This window comes from Burkholderia sp. AU30198 (genome assembly GCF_020419825.1).
In the GTDB taxonomy this organism is placed as follows: Bacteria; Pseudomonadota; Gammaproteobacteria; order Burkholderiales; family Burkholderiaceae; genus Burkholderia.
In genome coordinates this window covers 402,581-420,209 of sequence record NZ_JAIZSA010000003.1, presented here as the reverse complement: position 1 = coordinate 420,209, position 17,629 = coordinate 402,581, and the positions used below count along the sequence as shown (strand labels likewise).

Below are 17,629 nucleotides of genomic sequence, written 5' to 3'. Positions count from 1 at the left end.
TCGTCCTTCGATTCAACGACGCATCGACCCGACATCATGACTGACCGACACCTTTCCCCCGTTCCCTCCGACGCCGCCCGCTGGCAATTCTGGATCGACCGTGGCGGCACGTTCACCGACATCGTCGCGCGCCGGCCCGACGGCACGCTCGTCACGCACAAGCTGCTGTCGGAGAACCCCGAGCAGTATCGCGACGCGGCCGTGGCCGGGATCCGCCACCTGCTCGGCCTCGCGGCCGGCGAGCCGATCACGCCCGAGCGCGTCGACATGGTGAAGATGGGCACGACGGTCGCGACCAACGCACTGCTCGAACGCAAGGGCGAACGCACTGCGCTCGCGACGACGCGGGGCTTTCGCGACGTGCTGCGCATCGCGTACCAGAACCGGCCGCGCCTGTTCGATCTCGACATCGTGCTGCCGGACGCGCTGTACGAGACCGTCGTCGAGATCGACGAGCGCATCGGTGCGCACGGCGACGTCGTCGTGCCGTTCGATGCGCAGGGCGCCGAAGCATCGCTGTGCCGCGTGTTCGACTCGGGCGTGCGCGCGCTCGCGATCGTGCTGATCCACGGCTATCGCTACACCGCGCACGAACGCGCGCTGGCGGACCTGGCGCGCCGCATCGGTTTCACGCAGGTGTCGGTGTCGCACGAGGTGTCGCCGCTGATGAAGATGGTGTCGCGCGGCGATACGACCGTGGTCGACGCGTACCTGTCGCCGATCCTGCGCCGCTACGTCGAGCAGGTCGCGCACGAGATGCCGGGCGTGAACCTGCAGTTCATGCAGAGCAGCGGCGGGCTGACGCGCGCCGACGCGTTCCAGGGCAAGGACGCGATCCTGTCGGGCCCGGCCGGCGGCATCGTCGGGATGGTGCGTGCCGCGCAGGCGGCCGGCTTCGAGCGCGTGATCGGCTTCGACATGGGCGGCACGTCGACCGACGTGTCGCACTACCACGGCGAGTTCGAGCGCGTGTTCGAGACGCAGGTGGCCGGCGTGCGGATGCGCGCGCCGATGATGAGCATCCATACGGTGGCCGCGGGCGGCGGCTCGGTGCTCGGCTTCGACGGCGCGCGGCTGCGCGTCGGGCCCGAGTCGGCGGGTGCGAACCCGGGGCCGGCCGCGTACCGGCGCGGCGGCCCGCTGACGGTGACCGACTGCAACGTGATGCTCGGCAAGATCCAGCCCGATCATTTCCCGCGCGTGTTCGGCCCGCATGCGGACGAACCGCTCGACCGCGACGGCGTGGTCGCAAAGTTCGCCGCGCTCGCCGACGAGATCCACGCGGCGACGGGGCGGCGCGAGACGCCCGAGGCGCTCGCCGAAGGCTTCCTGGAAATCGCGATCGGCAGCATGGCGAACGCGATCAAGAAGATTTCCGTGCAGCGCGGCCACGACGTGTCGCGCTACGTGCTGACGACGTTCGGCGGCGCGGGCGGCCAGCACGCGTGCGGCGTGGCCGACGCGCTCGGGATGACGCAGGTGTTCGCGCATCCGCTGGCGGGCGTGCTGTCCGCATACGGGATGGGCCTCGCCGACCAGACCGCGATGCGCGAGCGGGCGGTCGAGGCCGTGTTGTCCGACGCGTCGCTGCCGGCGCTGAACGCCGCGCTCGACCGGCTGGCCGACGAGGCGGTCGGCGCGCTGCTCGAGCAGGGGGTGCCGCCGGAGCGGATCGCAACCGAGCGCCGTGTGCACCTGCGTTACCAGGGCACCGATTCGGCGCTCGACGTGCCGGCCGGCAGCGTTGCTGCGATGCAGCAGGCGTTCGAGGCCGCGTATCGGCAGCGCTACGCGTTCCTGATGCCCGGCACGCCGCTCGTGGCCGAACTTGCATCGGTCGAGGCGATCGGCCGCTCCGATGCGCCGGTGGAGATCGCGCCGCTCGCACCGCGCAATGAAGGCAACGAGGGCAACGAGGGCAACGGCGGCGATGCCGCGCTGCGCGCCCATTCCGCGGTGCGCTTTTTTTCCGGCGGCCAATGGCACGACGCGGCGCTCTACGTGCGCGACACGCTGCTGGCCGGCGACGCGATCGACGGCCCGGCGATCGTCGCCGAGAAGAACGGCACGACCGTCGTCGAGCCCGGCTGGTGCGCGCAGATGACCGCGCAGGGCAACCTCGTGCTGACGCGCACGACGCCGCTGCCGACACGCCGTTCGCTCGGCACCGACGCCGATCCGGTGCGGCTCGAGATCTTCAACAACCTGTTCATGTCGATCGCCGAGCAGATGGGGCTGCGGCTGCAGAACACCGCGTACTCGGTGAACATCAAGGAGCGCCTCGACTTCTCGTGCGCGATCTTCGACGGCGACGGCAACCTGATCGCGAACGCGCCGCACATGCCGGTGCACCTCGGCTCGATGGGCGAGAGCATCCGCACGGTGATCGAGCGCAATCGCGGCCGCATGCGCGACGGCGACGTATTCATGTTGAACGACCCGTATCACGGCGGCACGCACCTGCCGGACGTGACCGTCATCACGCCGGTGTTCGCGGACGGCTCGGACGCGCCGCTGTTCTACGTCGGCTCGCGCGGCCACCACGCGGACATCGGCGGCACGACGCCGGGCTCGATGCCGCCCGATTCGACGCATATCGATGAAGAGGGCGTGCTGATCGACAACTGGCAGCTCGTGTCGGCCGGCACGCTGCGCGATGCGGACACCCGCGCGCTGCTCGCGTCGGGCCGCTACCCGGCGCGCAACGTCGAGCAGAACATGGCCGACCTGCGCGCGCAGGTCGCCGCGAACCAGAAGGGCGTCGACGAGCTGCGCCGGATGGTCGCGCAGTTCGGCCGTGACGTGGTGCTCGCGTTCATGGGGCACGTGCAGGACAACGCGGAAGAAGCCGTGCGGCGCGTGATCGGCGCGCTGCAGGACGGCGCGTACCGCTACCCGCTCGACAACGGCGCGGAGATTCGCGTCGCGATCCGCGTCGACCGGGCGGCGCGGCGCGCGGAAATCGATTTCACGGGCACGTCCGCGCAGCTCGACAACAACTTCAACGCGCCGAAGGCCGTGTGCATGGCCGCCGTGCTGTACGTGTTCCGCACACTGGTCGGCGACGAGATCCCGCTGAACGCCGGCTGCCTGAAGCCGCTGACGGTGATCGTGCCCGCGCGCTCGATGCTGAACCCCGAGTATCCGGCGGCGGTCGTGTCGGGCAACGTCGAGACCTCGTCGGCGATCACCAACGCGCTGTACGGCGCGCTCGGCTGTGTCGCGTCGAGCCAGGGCACGATGAATAACTTCACATTCGGCAATGATCGCTACCAATACTACGAGACGATTGCGGGCGGCAGTGGCGCCGGCGACGGTTTCGCGGGCGTCGGCGCGGTGCAGACACACATGACGAACTCGCGGCTCACGGATCCGGAGGTGCTCGAATGGCGCTACCCGGTGCGGCTCGACTCGCACCGGATCCGCGCCGGGTCGGGCGGCGGCGGGCGCTGGCACGGCGGCGACGGCGCGGTGCGGCGGATCCGCTTCCTCGAGCCGATGACCGCATCGATCCTGTCGAACAACCGGATCCACGCGCCGTTCGGCGCGGCGGGCGGCGAGGCCGGCGCGCTCGGCCGCAACACGATCGAGCGCGCGGACGGCACGGTCGAGGCGCTCGACCATATCGGCCGCGCGCAGATGGCGCCGGGCGACGTGTTCGTCGTCGAAACGCCGGGCGGCGGCGGATACGGCGCGGCGGGCTGAGCCATGCAACCGGCGCGGGCACGCCGCGCCGGCACGCGAACGGCATTGCAACGGACTGTGGAATAAAGCCGCGCATTAACGCACAAACGGAATCAAAAATGACGGAAAGTCGGGTCGCAGGCATGCGATCCGACCCTGTCGCCACGGCCCTGTCACATTGCTGCCGCCGAATCCTGGAATCAGCCGCAAACGCCCGCCTGGCGGGGCGCTCAGCCCATCTCGCCGAACCCGTTGCGCACCGCCGCAACCGCAATTGAGCGGGCTGCCAATCATGAAAAATCCGGCTTGCCAATCGAGTCCCAATTCCTTGACACTCTGCTCTAAATGTGAGTGCCAACCTTGATCGTCATTTGATAAGATGGCTCTCATCATTCGTTAGGCAGAACCTGCGCGCATCACGCGCGAACGCCGGGTCGCATTAGCTGGAAACAAGTACGGGACGAGGCCCATCATCACGGCAATTACCGCCGCCCTCCCGGGCACGCGCGACGCGCGGCCCGGAAGGGCGGCCGGCCGGCTCGCTCCGTCTACACTGTGCGTTTTTTCTGGATCGGGGCGTCTCCATGGATGACGAAAACGATAGCGCGGTGCTCGAGGCGCACGTCGGTACGCGCAGCCCCTGCTGGCGTCTCGGCAGCGACAGCAATGCCCTCGAACTGGCGGCCGTTCGCGGCCTGACCAACGTCGCCGTCGCGCTGACGGGTGAACAGGCCGCGTGCATCCGCGCGCTGACCGGCGTCACGTCGCACCTCGTGCTCGACATCGCGCTGTTCGGCGAACCGGTCAAGCTCCACCTCGTCGGCAGGAAGATCGACACGACCGACTGGGCCGGCACGGCTTGCGCCTATTCCGATGCCGAATCCGTCGCGGGCGATCTCTCGCACGGGCTCGCGTTTGCCGAGCAGGTCGTGTCCGAAGTGAATTCGCTCGTCGTGATCCTCGACCGCAACGGGAAGGTGCAGCGCTTCAACCGCCTGTGCGAGGAAGTGACGGGCAAGCGCGAGGTCGACGTGATCGGCCGCAGCGCGTTCGAGCTGTTCATGAGCCCGGAGCAGGGCGAGCAGTCGCGCAGCAACATCACGGGCTTTTTCGCGAGCAACCACTCGTTCGCGGTCGAGCGCTACATCAACACGGTCAATGGGCCGCGCCTGTTCCAGTTCCGCAACAAGTTCGTGCAGAGCGGCAGCGGCGTCGACGAGCAGTTCCTGATCTGCTCGGGCATCGACATCACCGAGGAGCGCAGCGCGCAGCAGCGGCTCATCGAGCTCGCGAACACCGACGTGCTCACCGGGCTGCCGAACCGCCATGCGATCAGCGAGCGCATCCACGCGGCGATCGCCGCGGAGACCGCCGCGTCGCGCGGGCAGGTCGGCATCCTGTTCCTCGATCTCGACAACTTCAAGCGCGTCAACGATCACTACGGGCACATCACCGGCGACCGGTTGCTGCAGGACGTGTCGAAGATCATCAGCGGCTGCCTGCCGTCCGGCGCGACGCTCGCGCGGCTCGGCGGCGACGAATTCCTCGTGCTGTTCGAGCACGGCACGCGGCCGCTGCTCGAAGCGACCGCGCAGATCATCCTCGAACGGCTGCGCACGCCGATCCATCTCGGGCTGATGGAGGTCTACACGAGCTGCTCGATCGGCATCGCGATGCATCCGCAGCACGGCGATTCGCTCGAGACGCTGATCCGCAGCGCCGATACCGCGATGTACGTCGCGAAGGAAGAGGGCAAGCATACGTATCGCGTGTTCTCGCTGGAGATGAACCAGAAGGTCGCGAAGTACATGTGGCTCGACACGAACCTGCGCAAGGCGCTCGAGGAAGAGCAGTTCGTGCTGCACTACCAGCCGGTCGTCGATATCGCGACCGGCGACGTGCACGGTGTCGAGGCGCTGATCCGCTGGCAGTCGCCCGACCGCGGGCTCGTCGCGCCGGTCGAGTTCATCCGCTTCGCGGAGGAGTCGGGCCTGATCGCGCCGCTCGGGCGCTGGGTGATGCGCAGCGCGGCCGCGCAGGCCGCCGCCTGGAAGGCGAAGGGGCTCGACATCCGGATCGCGGTGAACGTGTCCGCGCGGCAGTTGCAGGACATGAACATCGTGTACCAGCTGGCGTCGATCCTCGACGCCGCGGGGCTGAAGCCCGGCCTGCTCGACATCGAGCTGACCGAAAGCTGCTTCATCGAGGACGAGGATGCGGCCAACGGACTGATGCGCCAGTTCCGCCAGCTCGGCGCGGAGATCCATCTCGACGATTTCGGCACCGGCTATTCGTCGCTGTCGCAGCTGTCGCGCCTGCCGCTCGACGCGATCAAGCTCGACCGCAGCTTCATCACGGGCATCGACCGCAATCCGCGCTCGCAGGCGCTGGTGCGCTCGGTCGTGTCGCTCGCGAAGGCGCTGAATTTCGCGGTGGTTGCGGAAGGCGTCGAAACGCATGCGGAAGCCGAGTTCCTCAAGCAGCTCGACGTCGATCACGCGCAGGGCTACTACTACGCGCGCCCGATGCCGGCGCAGGCGTTCGAGGCGTGGCTCGCGGAGACGAGAAAGCTCAGGCTGATCGCCTGAGCTCCGTTCATGCACGGGCGCCGCCGGCAAGCGGCGGCGCCCGTCGCATTACACCGTGCGCAGCTTCGACACGCGCCGGTTCTGCAGCATCACGAGGCGTTCCATGTACGCGAGATCCTTCGGCTCGATCGTGAACGCCGCATGCACCCATGCTTCGGTGATGTCCATCAGCTCGGAGCGCGTCAGCTGGAACACCCGCTCGCGCGCGCGCAGCATCGCGCGCACGCCGTTCAGCTTCGGCTTCGTGACGTCGATGAAGGTGCGCGTCGCGAGATACGCGTCGCCCGCGTCGAACGTCTCGTCGATCAGGCCGCGATCCTCGTACCACTCGGCCGCGTGCGCTTCACCGGTCGCGATCAACTGCTCCGCGAGACCCCGATCGGCCTTGCGCGCGACGAGCGAATAGCCGCCCATGCCCGGGAACAGGTTGAACGCGATCTCGGGGAACCCGAGTTTCACGCCCTTCTGCGCGAGCACGTAGTGATGCGCGAGCGCGGCCTCGAAGCCGCCGCCGAGCGCGCTGCCCTCGACCATCGCGATCGAGATCGCCCCGGTGCCGAAGCCCGTGTAGATCTCGTACACGCCGTCGATGCACGAACGCGCATAGGCCATCAGCAGGTCGCGCTTGCCGCTGCGGATCGCGTCGACGAAAAAGCTCAGGTCGCCGCCGACGTTGAACAGCTCGGGGACGAGCGAGCCCGTCACCCAGAAGTCGAACGGCAGGCCCGAGTCGCGTGCGACGCGTGCGAGATGGATGATGTCGGTAACGAGTTGCTGGTTAAAGCACGGCCGCGGCTCCGATCGCAGCATCATCCACATGACATTACGTCCCTCTTCATAAAAGGCAGTCAGTTGCGTGAGTTCGCCGGCTTCATAAAACGGGCGGCACGCGGGATGGGATTGGAGTTGCATGGTATGTCCTCGTGAGATGTGGTTTTTGAAGACCGTCGCGCCCGGTGCCGAGCGGGAGGCGAGTGTCCCGCAGGGCGCCGGGCGCGAGGCATCGCCATTGTTGCGCGCGCACATTCGGCGTATCTGTGGAGTGGGTCACCGGAAAGCCGCACGGGCCCATGCAGGACGGCGGTCGAGGACAAACGGTGGAGGCGCGGGGCGCGCCCGGCCGGGCCGGTATCGCGGCGTTCCGGCCGCGACGACGGAATGCGGGCATGCCGCATGACGGCAAACTGGCGAACGGCGCGGCAATGCCGCGTGCGACGCAGGCAGTCGTAACCGCGCATTGGCAATGCGGGGGAGCCTGTCACGACGGCTCACCGCGCAGGGTATTCACGGGTGCCGACGGGTATATGGCAAATTTTTTTCAGCGTTAGAATCGCGCGCCCGTTCATATCTGCGCGCCCCGTTCCGCACGCAGGGACGCAGATCTCCTCCGCGGCCGGCATCCGACGGAACTTGCCAGAGTCGGTCGGCTTCAGCCAACATTCGCATCCGGCACGGCCGCGCGATCCGAGCGTGGCCGGCATGGAGGAGAACACGCATGTCAGAAAAACATCGGGTCCTGGTACTGGACGACGATCCGGAGGTGCGCGCCTGGTTGAGGGGCGTGCTGGAAGAGGCCGGGTTCGACGTATCGACGGCCGACAGCGCGGCGATGATGCAGCAGCAACTGGCCGCCGCGCCGCACGCGCTCGTCATTCTCGACCTGAAGCTGCGCGGCGAGGACGGCCTGACGGTGGCGCGCGAGCTGCGACGCCGGTCCGACGTATCGATCATCATGATCAGCGGGCTGGGCGACGAGACGGACCGCGTACTCGGCCTCGAGACCGCAGCGGACGATTTCATCACGAAGCCGGTGTCCGGGCGCGAGCTGATCGCGCGCGTGCGCGCGCAGCTGCGCCGCACGACCGAGCTGTCGATGCCGCGTCCCGCACCGAACGGCGGCGGCCCGCGCTTCTGCTTCGACGGCTGGACGCTCGATTTCGCCGCGCGGACGCTGACGCACGGCGGCAATCCGTGCGCGCTGACGCAGGGCGAATTCGAGTTGCTCGCAGCGATGGTGCAGCATCCGTCGCGCGTCTGGTCCCGCGACCAGTTGCTCGAACATACGCGCGGCTTCGGCATCGACGTGTACGACCGGACGATCGACGTACTGATCCTGCGCTTGCGCCGCAAGATCGAGCCGAACCCCGAGCAGCCGACCTATATCCGCACCCAGCGCGGCATCGGCTATGTGTTCGCGGTACCCGTCGTGCGCGTGTGACGCGATGCGGACGACGTTCAGGCTGTTGCCGCCCTTGAGTGTCCGGGCCAAGCTGATCGCGACGTTTCTGCTGCTGTTCGGCATCACGCTCGCGGTCGTGGTGGTCGGCGTGCTCGGCATGCGCGCGAACCAGAACGCGCTCGACGAGTATGAAGCGAACGTCGTGCCGGAGATTGCCCGCGCGCTCGAGTTGTCGGACAAGGTCGCGCAGCTCGCCGCGGTCGCGCCGAGCATGATGCTGACCGATTCGCCGGACTTGCTTCACAACGACACCGAGCTGCTGCGCGGCCTGCTCGGCGACATCCGGCGGCTGTCGCCCGGCTTCGGCAAACAGCCTGGCCCCGCCGCGAAGGCGGGCGAACAACTCGCGGTGATCGACGATCTCGACGCGATCGACCAGGATCTCGCCCGGCTGCTGATCGTGTCGGGCCGGCAGCGGCAGCTCAAGGAGGAGTTGAGCGACCTGCGCGTCGCGAACGACCGCATCGGCGACAGCATCGCGCGCGACAAGAGCGTGATCGCGCAGCGCGCGCCGACGCTGCTCGAGATCTGGGCGCGCACGGCCGGTGCGCTGCAGGCGGCGAACGCAGCGGAGCTCGGTAGCGCGGAAAGCGACAACGAGGCGCTGTGGCTGCGCGTGCGTGAACGCGGCGAAGACCGTCGCCAGCCGGCGCTTGCCGACGCGCTGCAGCGCCTCGATGGCGGCGCGCGCAACGCGTTCGCGGTGCGCCGCGAGTTTTTGTCGAGCGAAGCGCAGACGGGCTATCTCGTCACGCTCCTGCGCGGCCATGCGGATCACCTGAGCGGCAAGTCGGCGCGCTACGTCGAGCGATTGCGGCAGATCGCCAGCGAGCGCAGCGACAAGGTGCGAAAGGTCGCGGTGTCCAGCCAGTCGGGCCTGTTGCTGCTGGCTGTCGCGGGCGTCGCCGTGGCGCTGCTCGGCGTCGCGTATGCGAGCCGCATCCTGCACAAGCTGCAGGCGATGACGCGCGTGATGGCGCGACTCGCGAAAGGGATCACGTCCGACCAGATGCCGTCGACGCATCGGCCGGACGAAATCGGCGAGCTGGCGCGTGCGTTCGAGGTGTTTCGCACCAACCTGATCGAGAAAGAGCAACTGACCCAGGGGCTCGAATCGCAGCGCCGCCTCCAGGAGTCGGTGCTCAACTCGATGAACGACGGGGTGTCCGTCCACGACACGCACGGCAGCCTGATCGCGTGGAATCCGACCTTCGCGACGCTGCTCGGGATCGATCCGGGCGCGCTGCATGCGGGCCTGTCGCTCGCGACGCTGCGGCAGGCCATGCATCAGCCTGCGCGCTGGCGCCAGGTGTCGCGCGAGACCGCGACCCGCACGTCGGACGGCGCGCGCATCGCCGCATCGTCCGAACTGCACCTGCGCGACCACCGGACCCTCGAATTCCACTGCCAGCCGCTTCCGGACGGCGGATGGGTGGCGGTCTGCCGCGACCTGACGAGCCGGCGCGCGGTCGAGGCAGAGTTGCGCCAGGCGCAGAAGATGGACGTGCTCGGCCAGTTGACCGGCGGCGTCGCGCACGACTTCAACAACTTCCTCGTCGCGATACTCGGCAACCTGGAGCTGCTGCTGCCGCGGCTCGACGGGCAGCAGGACGCGCAGACGATGGCCGAGCGGGCGCGCCGCGCGGCCGAACGCGCGTCGAGGCTCACGCGGCGGCTTCTCGCGTTCGCGCGGCGCCAGCCGCTGCAGGCCGAACGCGTGTCGGTCAGGGGGATGCTCGCGGAGATGCTCGATCTCGTCGAATACTCGGCGGGCCAGCGCGTGGCCGTCGTGCTGGAGCCTGCCGCCGACACGATGTGGGTGAACGTCGACCGCGGCCAGCTCGAGAACGCGATCCTCAACCTGACGCTCAACAGCGCCGCCGCGATGCCGGAAGGCGGGACGCTGGCGCTGGCCGCGCGCCGCGAACCGGCGGCGGACGGTGCCGCTGCGCCGCATGCGATCGTGTTGAGTGTCACCGACACGGGCTGCGGAATCGCGCCGGTGCTGCTCGACAAGGTGATCGAGCCGTTCTTCACGACCAAGGCGGCCGGCGAGGGGAGCGGGCTCGGGCTCAGCAGCGTCTACGGCTTCGTGCGCCAGAGCGGTGGCGATCTGCGAATCCACAGCGAGGTCGGCCACGGAACGCGTGTCGAACTGTGGCTGCCCGAGTGCACGCCACCCGAACGGCGCGGCGCGCCGGCCGTCGTCGCGGCCGCGCCCGTTGCCGGACAGGCCGATGCTCGCGTGCTCGTGGTGGACGACGATCCCGAGGTGCGCGACACGGCGCTCAGCCAGTTCGCGGCGCTCGGCGCGCGGGCCGACGCGGTGGCGACCGGCGACGCGGCATTCCGCTGGCTGGCCGAGCACGGCCCCGTCACGCTCGTGCTGTCGGACATCTCGCTCGGCGCGGGCGGCAGCGGCATCGCGTTCGCCGCGCGGCTCGCCGAGCGCTGGCCGGCGCAGCGCGTCGTGCTCACCTCGGGCTTGCCGCCCGAGATCCATCAGACCCATCCCGACTGGCGCGCAGACCTGCCGTTCGTGCCGAAGCCGTTCGATCTGGCTGCGCTCGCCGCGCTGCTGGCCTGACGCGCGACGGCGATTGTTTCGATTGTTAATGGCGCGCCGCGTTTCCGAAATTTTCGATTAACCGGACTGGAGTCTCATAGACCCACGGCACCCGGCGACGCGCTCGCGACACCGCGGCGCGCGATTCGAACGATTCGAAAAAAACTGGAGACACCGAATGACGAAGCTCAAGGCAGGTTTGCTGACGATGGCGCTCGCGATGACGGCTGCCACGGCCGGCGCGACGACGCTGCGGATCGCATGTGGCGCAGCCGGCGTCGACCAGGACATTTGCCAGGTCTCGGCGAAGCGCTGGGCCGAGAAGACCGGCAACGAGGTCGAGTTCATCAGCATGCCCAATAACTCGAGCGAGACGCTGGCGCTCTATCAGCAGTTGCTTGGTAGCGGTTCGGACAAGATCGACGTGATGCAGATCGACACGGTCTGGCCGGGCATCCTCGCGAACCACCTGATCGACCTGAAGCCGTACAGCAAAGGGCTCGAAAGCCAGTCGTTCCCGAGCATCGTCGCGAACGATACGGTGAACGGCAAGCTGGTCGCGATGCCGTGGTTCATCGATACGGGGCTCCTTTACTACCGCAAGGACCTGCTCGACAAGTATCGCGTGAAAGTGCCCGCAACGTGGGATGAGCTCGACGCCACCGCGCGCAAGATCCAGTCGGGCGAGCGCAGCGCGGGCAACGAAAAGGTCTGGGGCTACGTGTGGCAGGGGCGCGCGTACGAAGGGCTGACCTGCGATGCGCTCGAATGGGTCAGCAGCTACAACGGCGGCACGGTGGTCGACGACCAGGGGCGCGTGACGATCGACAACCCGGGCGCGATCAAGGCGCTCGAGCAGTCGGCGAAATGGGTCGGCACGATCAGCCCGAAGGCCGTGCTGAACTACGGCGAAGAGGAGGCCCGCGGCGTGTTCCAGGCCGGCAATGCCGTGTTCATGCGCAATTGGCCCTACGCGTGGGCGATCGCGAATCGCACGGGCAGTCCGATCAAGGGCAAGGTCGGCATTGCGCCGCTGCCGAAGGGCGGCGCCGACGGCCGCCCGGCCGCCACGCTGGGCGGATGGCAGCTCGCCGTGTCGCGCTACTCGCCGAACCCGAAACTGGCCGCCGATCTCGTGATGTACCTGGCGAGCGCGGACGTGCAGAAGATGCGTGCGATCCAGGGGTCGTACAACCCGACGCTTCCGGCGCTCTATCGGGACAAGGACATCCTGCAGGCCAACCCGTTCATGGCCGACCTGCTGCCGACCTTCAGCGTGGCGGTCGCACGGCCGTCGACCGTGACCGGCGCGAAGTACAACCAGGTCAGCAACCAGTTCTGGAACGCTGCGCACGACGTGCTCGCCGGCAGCGACACCGCATCGGGTGCGCTCGCGCGGCTCGCAGTCGCGCTCAAGCGGCTCGCGCCGGGCGGCAACTGGCACTGAGCGCCGCGGCGCGCACTTGATCGATCGGGCCGGCCTTTGTAGCGTGCCGGCCTGAAAGGATACATCGAATGAGAACCGGAAGCATCGAAATCAGTAGTAGTCCTGCATTTGTGCAGGTGCCTGCCCGAGCGCGGGCCGGGCTCGCCCACGCGCGTCGGCGCCAGGCGTGGCTGCTGGTGACGCCTGCACTGCTCGCGCTGGCGGCCATTGCCGGCTGGCCGCTGCTGCGCACCGCGTGGTTCAGCCTGACCGACGCGCAGCTGTCCGACTTGTCGCAGCGTCATTTCGTCGGCCTCGACAACTATCTCGGCGCAGCGGGCGTGCTGCGCGATCCGGCCTGGTGGCAGGCCGTCGGCAATACCGTTCTGTTCGCCGTCGTGTCGGTGGTGCTCGAGACGGGCACGGGCCTCGGCGTCGCGCTGCTGCTCGACGTGCCGTCGCGGCTGCGTACCCTGCTGCGTGCGGCCGTGCTCGTGCCGTGGGCGATCCCGACCGTCGTCTCGGCGAAGATCTGGAGCTGGATGCTCAACGACCAGTTCGGGATCGTCAACGCGATGCTGATGTCGATCGGCGCGATCCATGAGCCGCTCGCGTTCACCGCCGATGCGCAGCTCGTATTCCCGACCATCGTGCTCGTCGACGTGTGGAAGACCACGCCGTTCATGGCGCTGCTGATGCTCGCCGCGCTGCAGACCGTGCCGCGCGATTGCTACGAGGCCGCGCGCGTCGACGGCGTGCCGCGCTGGCGCGTGTTTCGGTCGGTGACGCTGCCGCTCATCCTGCCCGGCGTGCTGGTCGCGATGATCTTCCGCTCGCTCGACGCGTTGCGCGTGTTCGACCTGATCTACGTGATGACGTCGAACAGCCGGATCACGAAAAGCATGTCGGTCTATGTGCGCGAACAGTTGATCGATTTCCAGCAGGTCGGGTACGGGTCGGCGTCGGCGATGCTGCTGTTCGCCACGATCGTGCTGTTCACCATCGGCTACATGGCGGTCAGCCGCCGCCGGATGCAGGAGGCGTGACATGAAGAAGCATCCGCTCGACATCGCGATTCACGGGCTGCTGTCGGCACTCGTGCTGGTGATCGCGCTGTTCCCGTTCATCTACATGATCGGCACGTCGATCAAGCACGGCGACGCGTTGTTCGATACATCGCTCTTCCCGGCGAGCCCGTCGCTCGACAACTATCGCCAGCTGTTTCGCGGCCAGCCGTTCGGCGCGTACCTGCTGAACTCGGCGCTCGTCGCGGGCGGGGCGGTCGCGCTGTCGCTCGCCGTGTCGGTGCTCGCCGCGTATGCGCTCGGCCGCGTGTCGTTCCGCGGTCGCGGGGTGTTGATGATGTGCATTCTCGGCGTGTCGATGTTTCCGCAGGTCGCGATCCTGTCGGGCCTGTTCGAGCTGGTCCGCGCGCTCGGCCTGTACGACCACCTCGGCGCGCTCGTGCTGTCCGATCTGATCTTCACGCTGCCATTCACGATCTGGATTCTCGTCACCTTCATGCGCGAGTTGCCGCGCGAGCTGGAGGAGGCGGCGCTCGTCGACGGCGTCGGCGTGTTCACGCTGATCTTCCGGATCTTCCTGCCGTTGCTGCGGCCGGCGCTGGCGGCGACGTCGCTGCTCGCGTTCGTGTCGGCATGGAACGAGTTCCTGTTCGCGCTGACCTTCACGATCTCGTCGGAGCAGCGCACGGTACCCGTCGCGATCACGATGATCTCGGGCGCGAGCAGCTACGAATTGCCATGGGGAACCATCATGGCGGCGTCGGTCATCGTCACGGTGCCGCTCGTGCTGCTGGTGCTGATGTTTCAGCGGCACATCGTCTCCGGCCTGACCGCCGGCGCGGTCAAGGGTTGACGCGTATCGACCCGATCAGGAACAAGAGGGAAAACATGAGTCAGATCAAGTTGAATGGCCTCCACAAGCAGTTCGGCACGGCCCCCATTCTCAGCGACGTGAATCTCACGGTCGAGCCGGGCGAGTTCTGCGTGTTCATCGGCCCGTCGGGCTGCGGCAAGTCGACACTGCTGCGTATCGTCGCCGGTCTCGAGGAACAAAGCGCGGGCGACGTGTGGATCGATGGCCGCTGTGTCAACACGTTCGCGCCCGCGCAGCGCGACATCGCGATGGTGTTCCAGAGCTATGCGCTCTATCCGCACATGTCCGTCTACGAAAACATGGCGTTCGGCCTGCGTCATCTCCGCTTGCCGAAGGACGAGATCGACCGGCGGGTGCGGCTCGCGTCCGAGTCGCTGCGCCTCGGCGAGCTGCTCGAACGCAAGCCCGGCGCACTGTCCGGCGGCCAGCGGCAGCGCGTCGCGATCGGTCGCGCGATCGTCCGGAAGCCGAAAGTGTTCCTGTTCGACGAACCGCTGTCGAACCTCGATGCGGCGCTGCGCGTGAAGACGCGCGTCGAGATCGCGAAGCTGCACCGCAGCCTCGACAGCACCAGCATGATCTACGTGACACACGACCAGGTCGAGGCGATGACGCTCGCCGACAAGATCGTGCTGCTGCGGCCGCTCGAAGGACGCAACGGGATCCCGAGCATCGCCCAGATCGGCACGCCGCTCGATCTGTATCACCGTCCGGCGAGCCAGTTCGTCGCCGGTTTCATCGGCTCGCCCGCGATGAACTTCCTGCCGGCAAGCGTTGCGGCGGCAGGCAGTACCGAGGTTCGCGCGCTGGCACGCAACTACCCGCTCGTCGCCAGCGTGTCCGGCGACAGCCTCGAGGCGGGCACCGGCGTGACGCTCGGCATCCGCCCCGAACACGTGCGGGTTGGCACCGGTGCCGTGACGGGTCAGGTCGCGCACGTCGAGCAGATGGGCGAACACACCTATCTGTATCTCGACACACCGCTTTGCGGCCAGCCGATCGTTGCGAAGACCGATGCCGGCGGCGCGCGGATGGGTGACCGCCTGCGCGTCGATCTGCCGGCCGGCGCGTTGCATCTGTTTCATCCGGACGGCCGCGCGGCGGCGCGTACGCCGCGCGAGCCTGCCGCGCCGGTGCTCGCGATCGCCTGAGCGGCACGCGGCGAATCCAGCCACAGGTTTCAGGCGGCCACGGCGCATGGCCGCTGTCGAATTGGCGCCAACTCATCGATAAAGGATAGTCATGCTAAACAAGAAGCTTTCAGTGATCGTGTGGAACGAGTTCGAGCACGAACGGGAAAACGCGGGAGTCCGCGCGATCTACCCCGACGGCCTGCATCAAGTGATCGCGATGGCACTCGCCGAGACGCCGGCGCTCGGACACGGCGCGTTGCCGCTCGAGATCGGCACCGCGACGCTCGACCAGCCCGAGCACGGACTCAGCGAAGCGCGGCTCGCCGCGTGCGATGTGCTGATCTGGTGGGGGCACAAGGCGCACGCGAAGGTCTCCGACGAGATCGTCGAGCGCGTGCAGCGACGCGTGCTCGAAGGGATGGGCCTGATCGTGCTGCATTCAGGGCACTTCTCGAAGATCTTCCGCCGCCTGCTCGGCACGAACTGTTCGCTGAAGTGGCGCGAAGCGGCCGAGAAGGAGCGGCTGTGGGTCGTCGAACCGTCGCACCCGATCGCGGCCGGCCTCGGCGAGTATTTCGAACTGCCGCACGAGGAGATGTACGGCGAGCGCTTCGACATCCCGCAACCGGACAGCACCGTGTTCATCTCGTGGTTCGAGGGCGGCGAAGTGTTCCGTTCGGGCTGTTGCTGGGAACGTGGTCACGGCCGGATCTTCTATTTCCGCCCGGGCCACGAAGCCTACCCGACCTATCACGACCGAAACGTGCAGCGCGTGATCGCGAACGCGGTGCAGTGGGCCGCACCGCGCGTCACCCTCGCCGACCGCTGCCCGAACTCGCCGCCGCTCGAGACGCTCAGCGAGAAGAGCCAGCAGTTTGCGCACGTCGGCATCCAGCAAAGCGCAGGAGACCTCGCATGAACGACGATTACAAGGTCGAGCTGCCGGAAGCGGCGGCGATCGCACGCGGCCGGCGCCTGCGCGTCGGCGTGATCGGGCTCGGGATCGGCCGCAAGCATATCGAAGGCTGGCGCGAGCATCCCGATGTCGACGTGGTCGCGATTGCCGATCCCGACGAGAAGCGGCTCGCGAAGGTCGGCGACACGTTCGGCATCGATGCACGCTACGCATCGGCCGACGCGATGCTGGCAGCCGGGAAGCTCGATATCGTCAGCGTGTGCACGCCGAACAAATTCCATCGCGAGCTGACGCTCGCCGCGTTCGACGCCGGCTGCCACGTGCTGTGCGAGAAGCCGATGGCGCTGAACGCGGACGAGGGGCGCGAGATGCTGATCGCCGCGCAGCGCGCCGGCAAGCGGCTGATGATCAATTTCTCGTACCGCTTCAGCGCTCAGTCGCGCGCGCTGAAGGCGCAGGTCGAAAGCGGTCTGTTCGGCGATTTCTATTTCGGACGGACGGTCTGGCATCGCCGGCGCGGGATGCCCGGTTTTGGTGGCTGGTTCGGCACGAAGGCGCTGGCGGGCGGCGGGCCGCTGATCGATCTCGGCGTGCATCGCCTCGATCTCGCGCTGTGGCTGATGGGCTATCCGAAACCCGTGTGGGTGATGGGCAGCACCTACGATCCGATCGCGCGCGAACTGGCCGCCCGCGCGGGCAAGACGTTCGACGTCGAGGATCTCGCGGCTGCGCTGATCCGGTTCGACAACGGCGCGACGCTCGCGCTCGAGGCGTCGTGGGCAACCAACATCCAGGAGGCGGAGCTGATGGAAACCCGCCTCCTCGGCACGCGTGCCGGGCTGCTGCAGAAGAACCTGAACGAGGGCTACACGTTCGATGCGCACGTGTTCATCGAGCAGAACGGCGCGCAATTCGACATGCGCCTGAATCCGCCCGCGGAAGGCGCGCATTCGGCGATGTACGACTACGCGGAAGCGATTCTGTGCGACGTCCCGCATCCCGCCCCCGGCGAGGAAGGGCTGATCGTGATGGAAATTCTCGACGCGATCTATGCGAGCGCGGCCGCGGGCGAGCCGATCCGCATTCACGCGCCGGGACCGGCGGCTGCCGACGTGCCGCCGGCGCTCGATCTTGACTCGCCGGCTGAAGTCGCGGGCTGAGTTCGTACGGGGCCGGCG

At 67.8% G+C, this 17,629-nt stretch carries 11 protein-coding genes; 10 read left to right on the top strand and 1 reads right to left on the bottom strand.

The features are described 5' to 3' along the window. The first annotated feature begins 36 nt into the window (after positions 1-36). Positions 37-3,705: a hydantoinase B/oxoprolinase family protein gene (locus LGN19_RS10810; protein WP_226214527.1), complete on the top strand. Its 3,669-nt coding sequence runs from the start codon at positions 37-39 to the stop codon at positions 3,703-3,705. A gap of 563 nt (positions 3,706-4,268) precedes the next feature. Continuing rightward, entirely contained in the window at positions 4,269-6,272 is a 2,004-nt protein-coding gene (pdeR, locus tag LGN19_RS10805) for a cyclic di-GMP phosphodiesterase (protein WP_122948882.1), read from the top strand. Positions 6,273-6,320: 48 nt separating this feature from the next. Here pdeR and LGN19_RS10800 read toward each other — a convergent pair whose 3' ends face one another. Next, positions 6,321-7,184, bottom strand: coding sequence for a crotonase/enoyl-CoA hydratase family protein (locus LGN19_RS10800; RefSeq protein ID WP_122948883.1), 864 nt, complete (start codon positions 7,182-7,184; stop codon positions 6,321-6,323). A gap of 583 nt (positions 7,185-7,767) precedes the next feature. Here LGN19_RS10800 and LGN19_RS10795 point away from each other — a divergent pair. The 8 genes from LGN19_RS10795 to LGN19_RS10760 all read left to right on the top strand — a co-directional run bounded on the left by LGN19_RS10795 (position 7,768) and on the right by LGN19_RS10760 (position 17,611). Continuing rightward, positions 7,768-8,490: a winged helix-turn-helix domain-containing protein gene (locus tag LGN19_RS10795; RefSeq protein ID WP_226214526.1), complete on the top strand. Its 723-nt coding sequence runs from the start codon at positions 7,768-7,770 to the stop codon at positions 8,488-8,490. Positions 8,491-8,524: 34 nt separating this feature from the next. Next, positions 8,525-11,098, top strand: coding sequence for an ATP-binding protein (locus LGN19_RS10790; RefSeq protein WP_226214525.1), 2,574 nt, complete (start codon positions 8,525-8,527; stop codon positions 11,096-11,098). A 157-nt stretch (positions 11,099-11,255) separates the two neighbouring features. Continuing rightward, entirely contained in the window at positions 11,256-12,524 is a 1,269-nt protein-coding gene (locus LGN19_RS10785; RefSeq protein WP_122948886.1) for an ABC transporter substrate-binding protein, read from the top strand. Positions 12,525-12,592: 68 nt separating this feature from the next. Next, the gene (locus tag LGN19_RS10780) at positions 12,593-13,549 is read left to right on the top strand and encodes a carbohydrate ABC transporter permease (protein ID WP_226214524.1); all 957 of its coding nucleotides are present in this window, start codon (positions 12,593-12,595) and stop codon (positions 13,547-13,549) included. A 1-nt stretch (position 13,550) separates the two neighbouring features. Then, on the top strand, positions 13,551-14,381 hold the full coding sequence (locus LGN19_RS10775; RefSeq protein ID WP_226214523.1) for a carbohydrate ABC transporter permease: 831 nt from the start codon (positions 13,551-13,553) through the stop codon (positions 14,379-14,381). A gap of 35 nt (positions 14,382-14,416) precedes the next feature. Then, positions 14,417-15,553, top strand: a complete 1,137-nt coding sequence (locus LGN19_RS10770; protein WP_226214522.1) for an ABC transporter ATP-binding protein — start codon at positions 14,417-14,419, stop codon at positions 15,551-15,553. Between the two features lie 91 nt (positions 15,554-15,644). Continuing rightward, positions 15,645-16,454: a ThuA domain-containing protein gene (locus LGN19_RS10765; protein ID WP_226214521.1), complete on the top strand. Its 810-nt coding sequence runs from the start codon at positions 15,645-15,647 to the stop codon at positions 16,452-16,454. Continuing rightward, positions 16,451-17,611 (top strand): Gfo/Idh/MocA family protein, encoded by a 1,161-nt coding sequence (locus LGN19_RS10760; protein ID WP_122948891.1) that lies wholly within the window; start codon positions 16,451-16,453, stop codon positions 17,609-17,611. The genes LGN19_RS10765 and LGN19_RS10760 overlap by 4 nt, the downstream gene beginning before the upstream one ends. Positions 17,612-17,629: the final 18 nt, after the last annotated feature.

Coding starts and splice junctions, on each gene's coding strand:
- LGN19_RS10810 (WP_226214527.1), top strand. CDS start 37: ATGACTGACCGACACCTTTCCCCCGTTCCCTCCGACGCCGCCCGCTGG.
- pdeR (WP_122948882.1), top strand. CDS start 4,269: ATGGATGACGAAAACGATAGCGCGGTGCTCGAGGCGCACGTCGGTACG.
- LGN19_RS10800 (WP_122948883.1), bottom strand. CDS start 7,184: ATGCAACTCCAATCCCATCCCGCGTGCCGCCCGTTTTATGAAGCCGGC.
- LGN19_RS10795 (WP_226214526.1), top strand. CDS start 7,768: ATGTCAGAAAAACATCGGGTCCTGGTACTGGACGACGATCCGGAGGTG.
- LGN19_RS10785 (WP_122948886.1), top strand. CDS start 11,256: ATGACGAAGCTCAAGGCAGGTTTGCTGACGATGGCGCTCGCGATGACG.
- LGN19_RS10780 (WP_226214524.1), top strand. CDS start 12,593: ATGAGAACCGGAAGCATCGAAATCAGTAGTAGTCCTGCATTTGTGCAG.
- LGN19_RS10775 (WP_226214523.1), top strand. CDS start 13,551: ATGAAGAAGCATCCGCTCGACATCGCGATTCACGGGCTGCTGTCGGCA.
- LGN19_RS10770 (WP_226214522.1), top strand. CDS start 14,417: ATGAGTCAGATCAAGTTGAATGGCCTCCACAAGCAGTTCGGCACGGCC.
- LGN19_RS10765 (WP_226214521.1), top strand. CDS start 15,645: ATGCTAAACAAGAAGCTTTCAGTGATCGTGTGGAACGAGTTCGAGCAC.
- LGN19_RS10760 (WP_122948891.1), top strand. CDS start 16,451: ATGAACGACGATTACAAGGTCGAGCTGCCGGAAGCGGCGGCGATCGCA.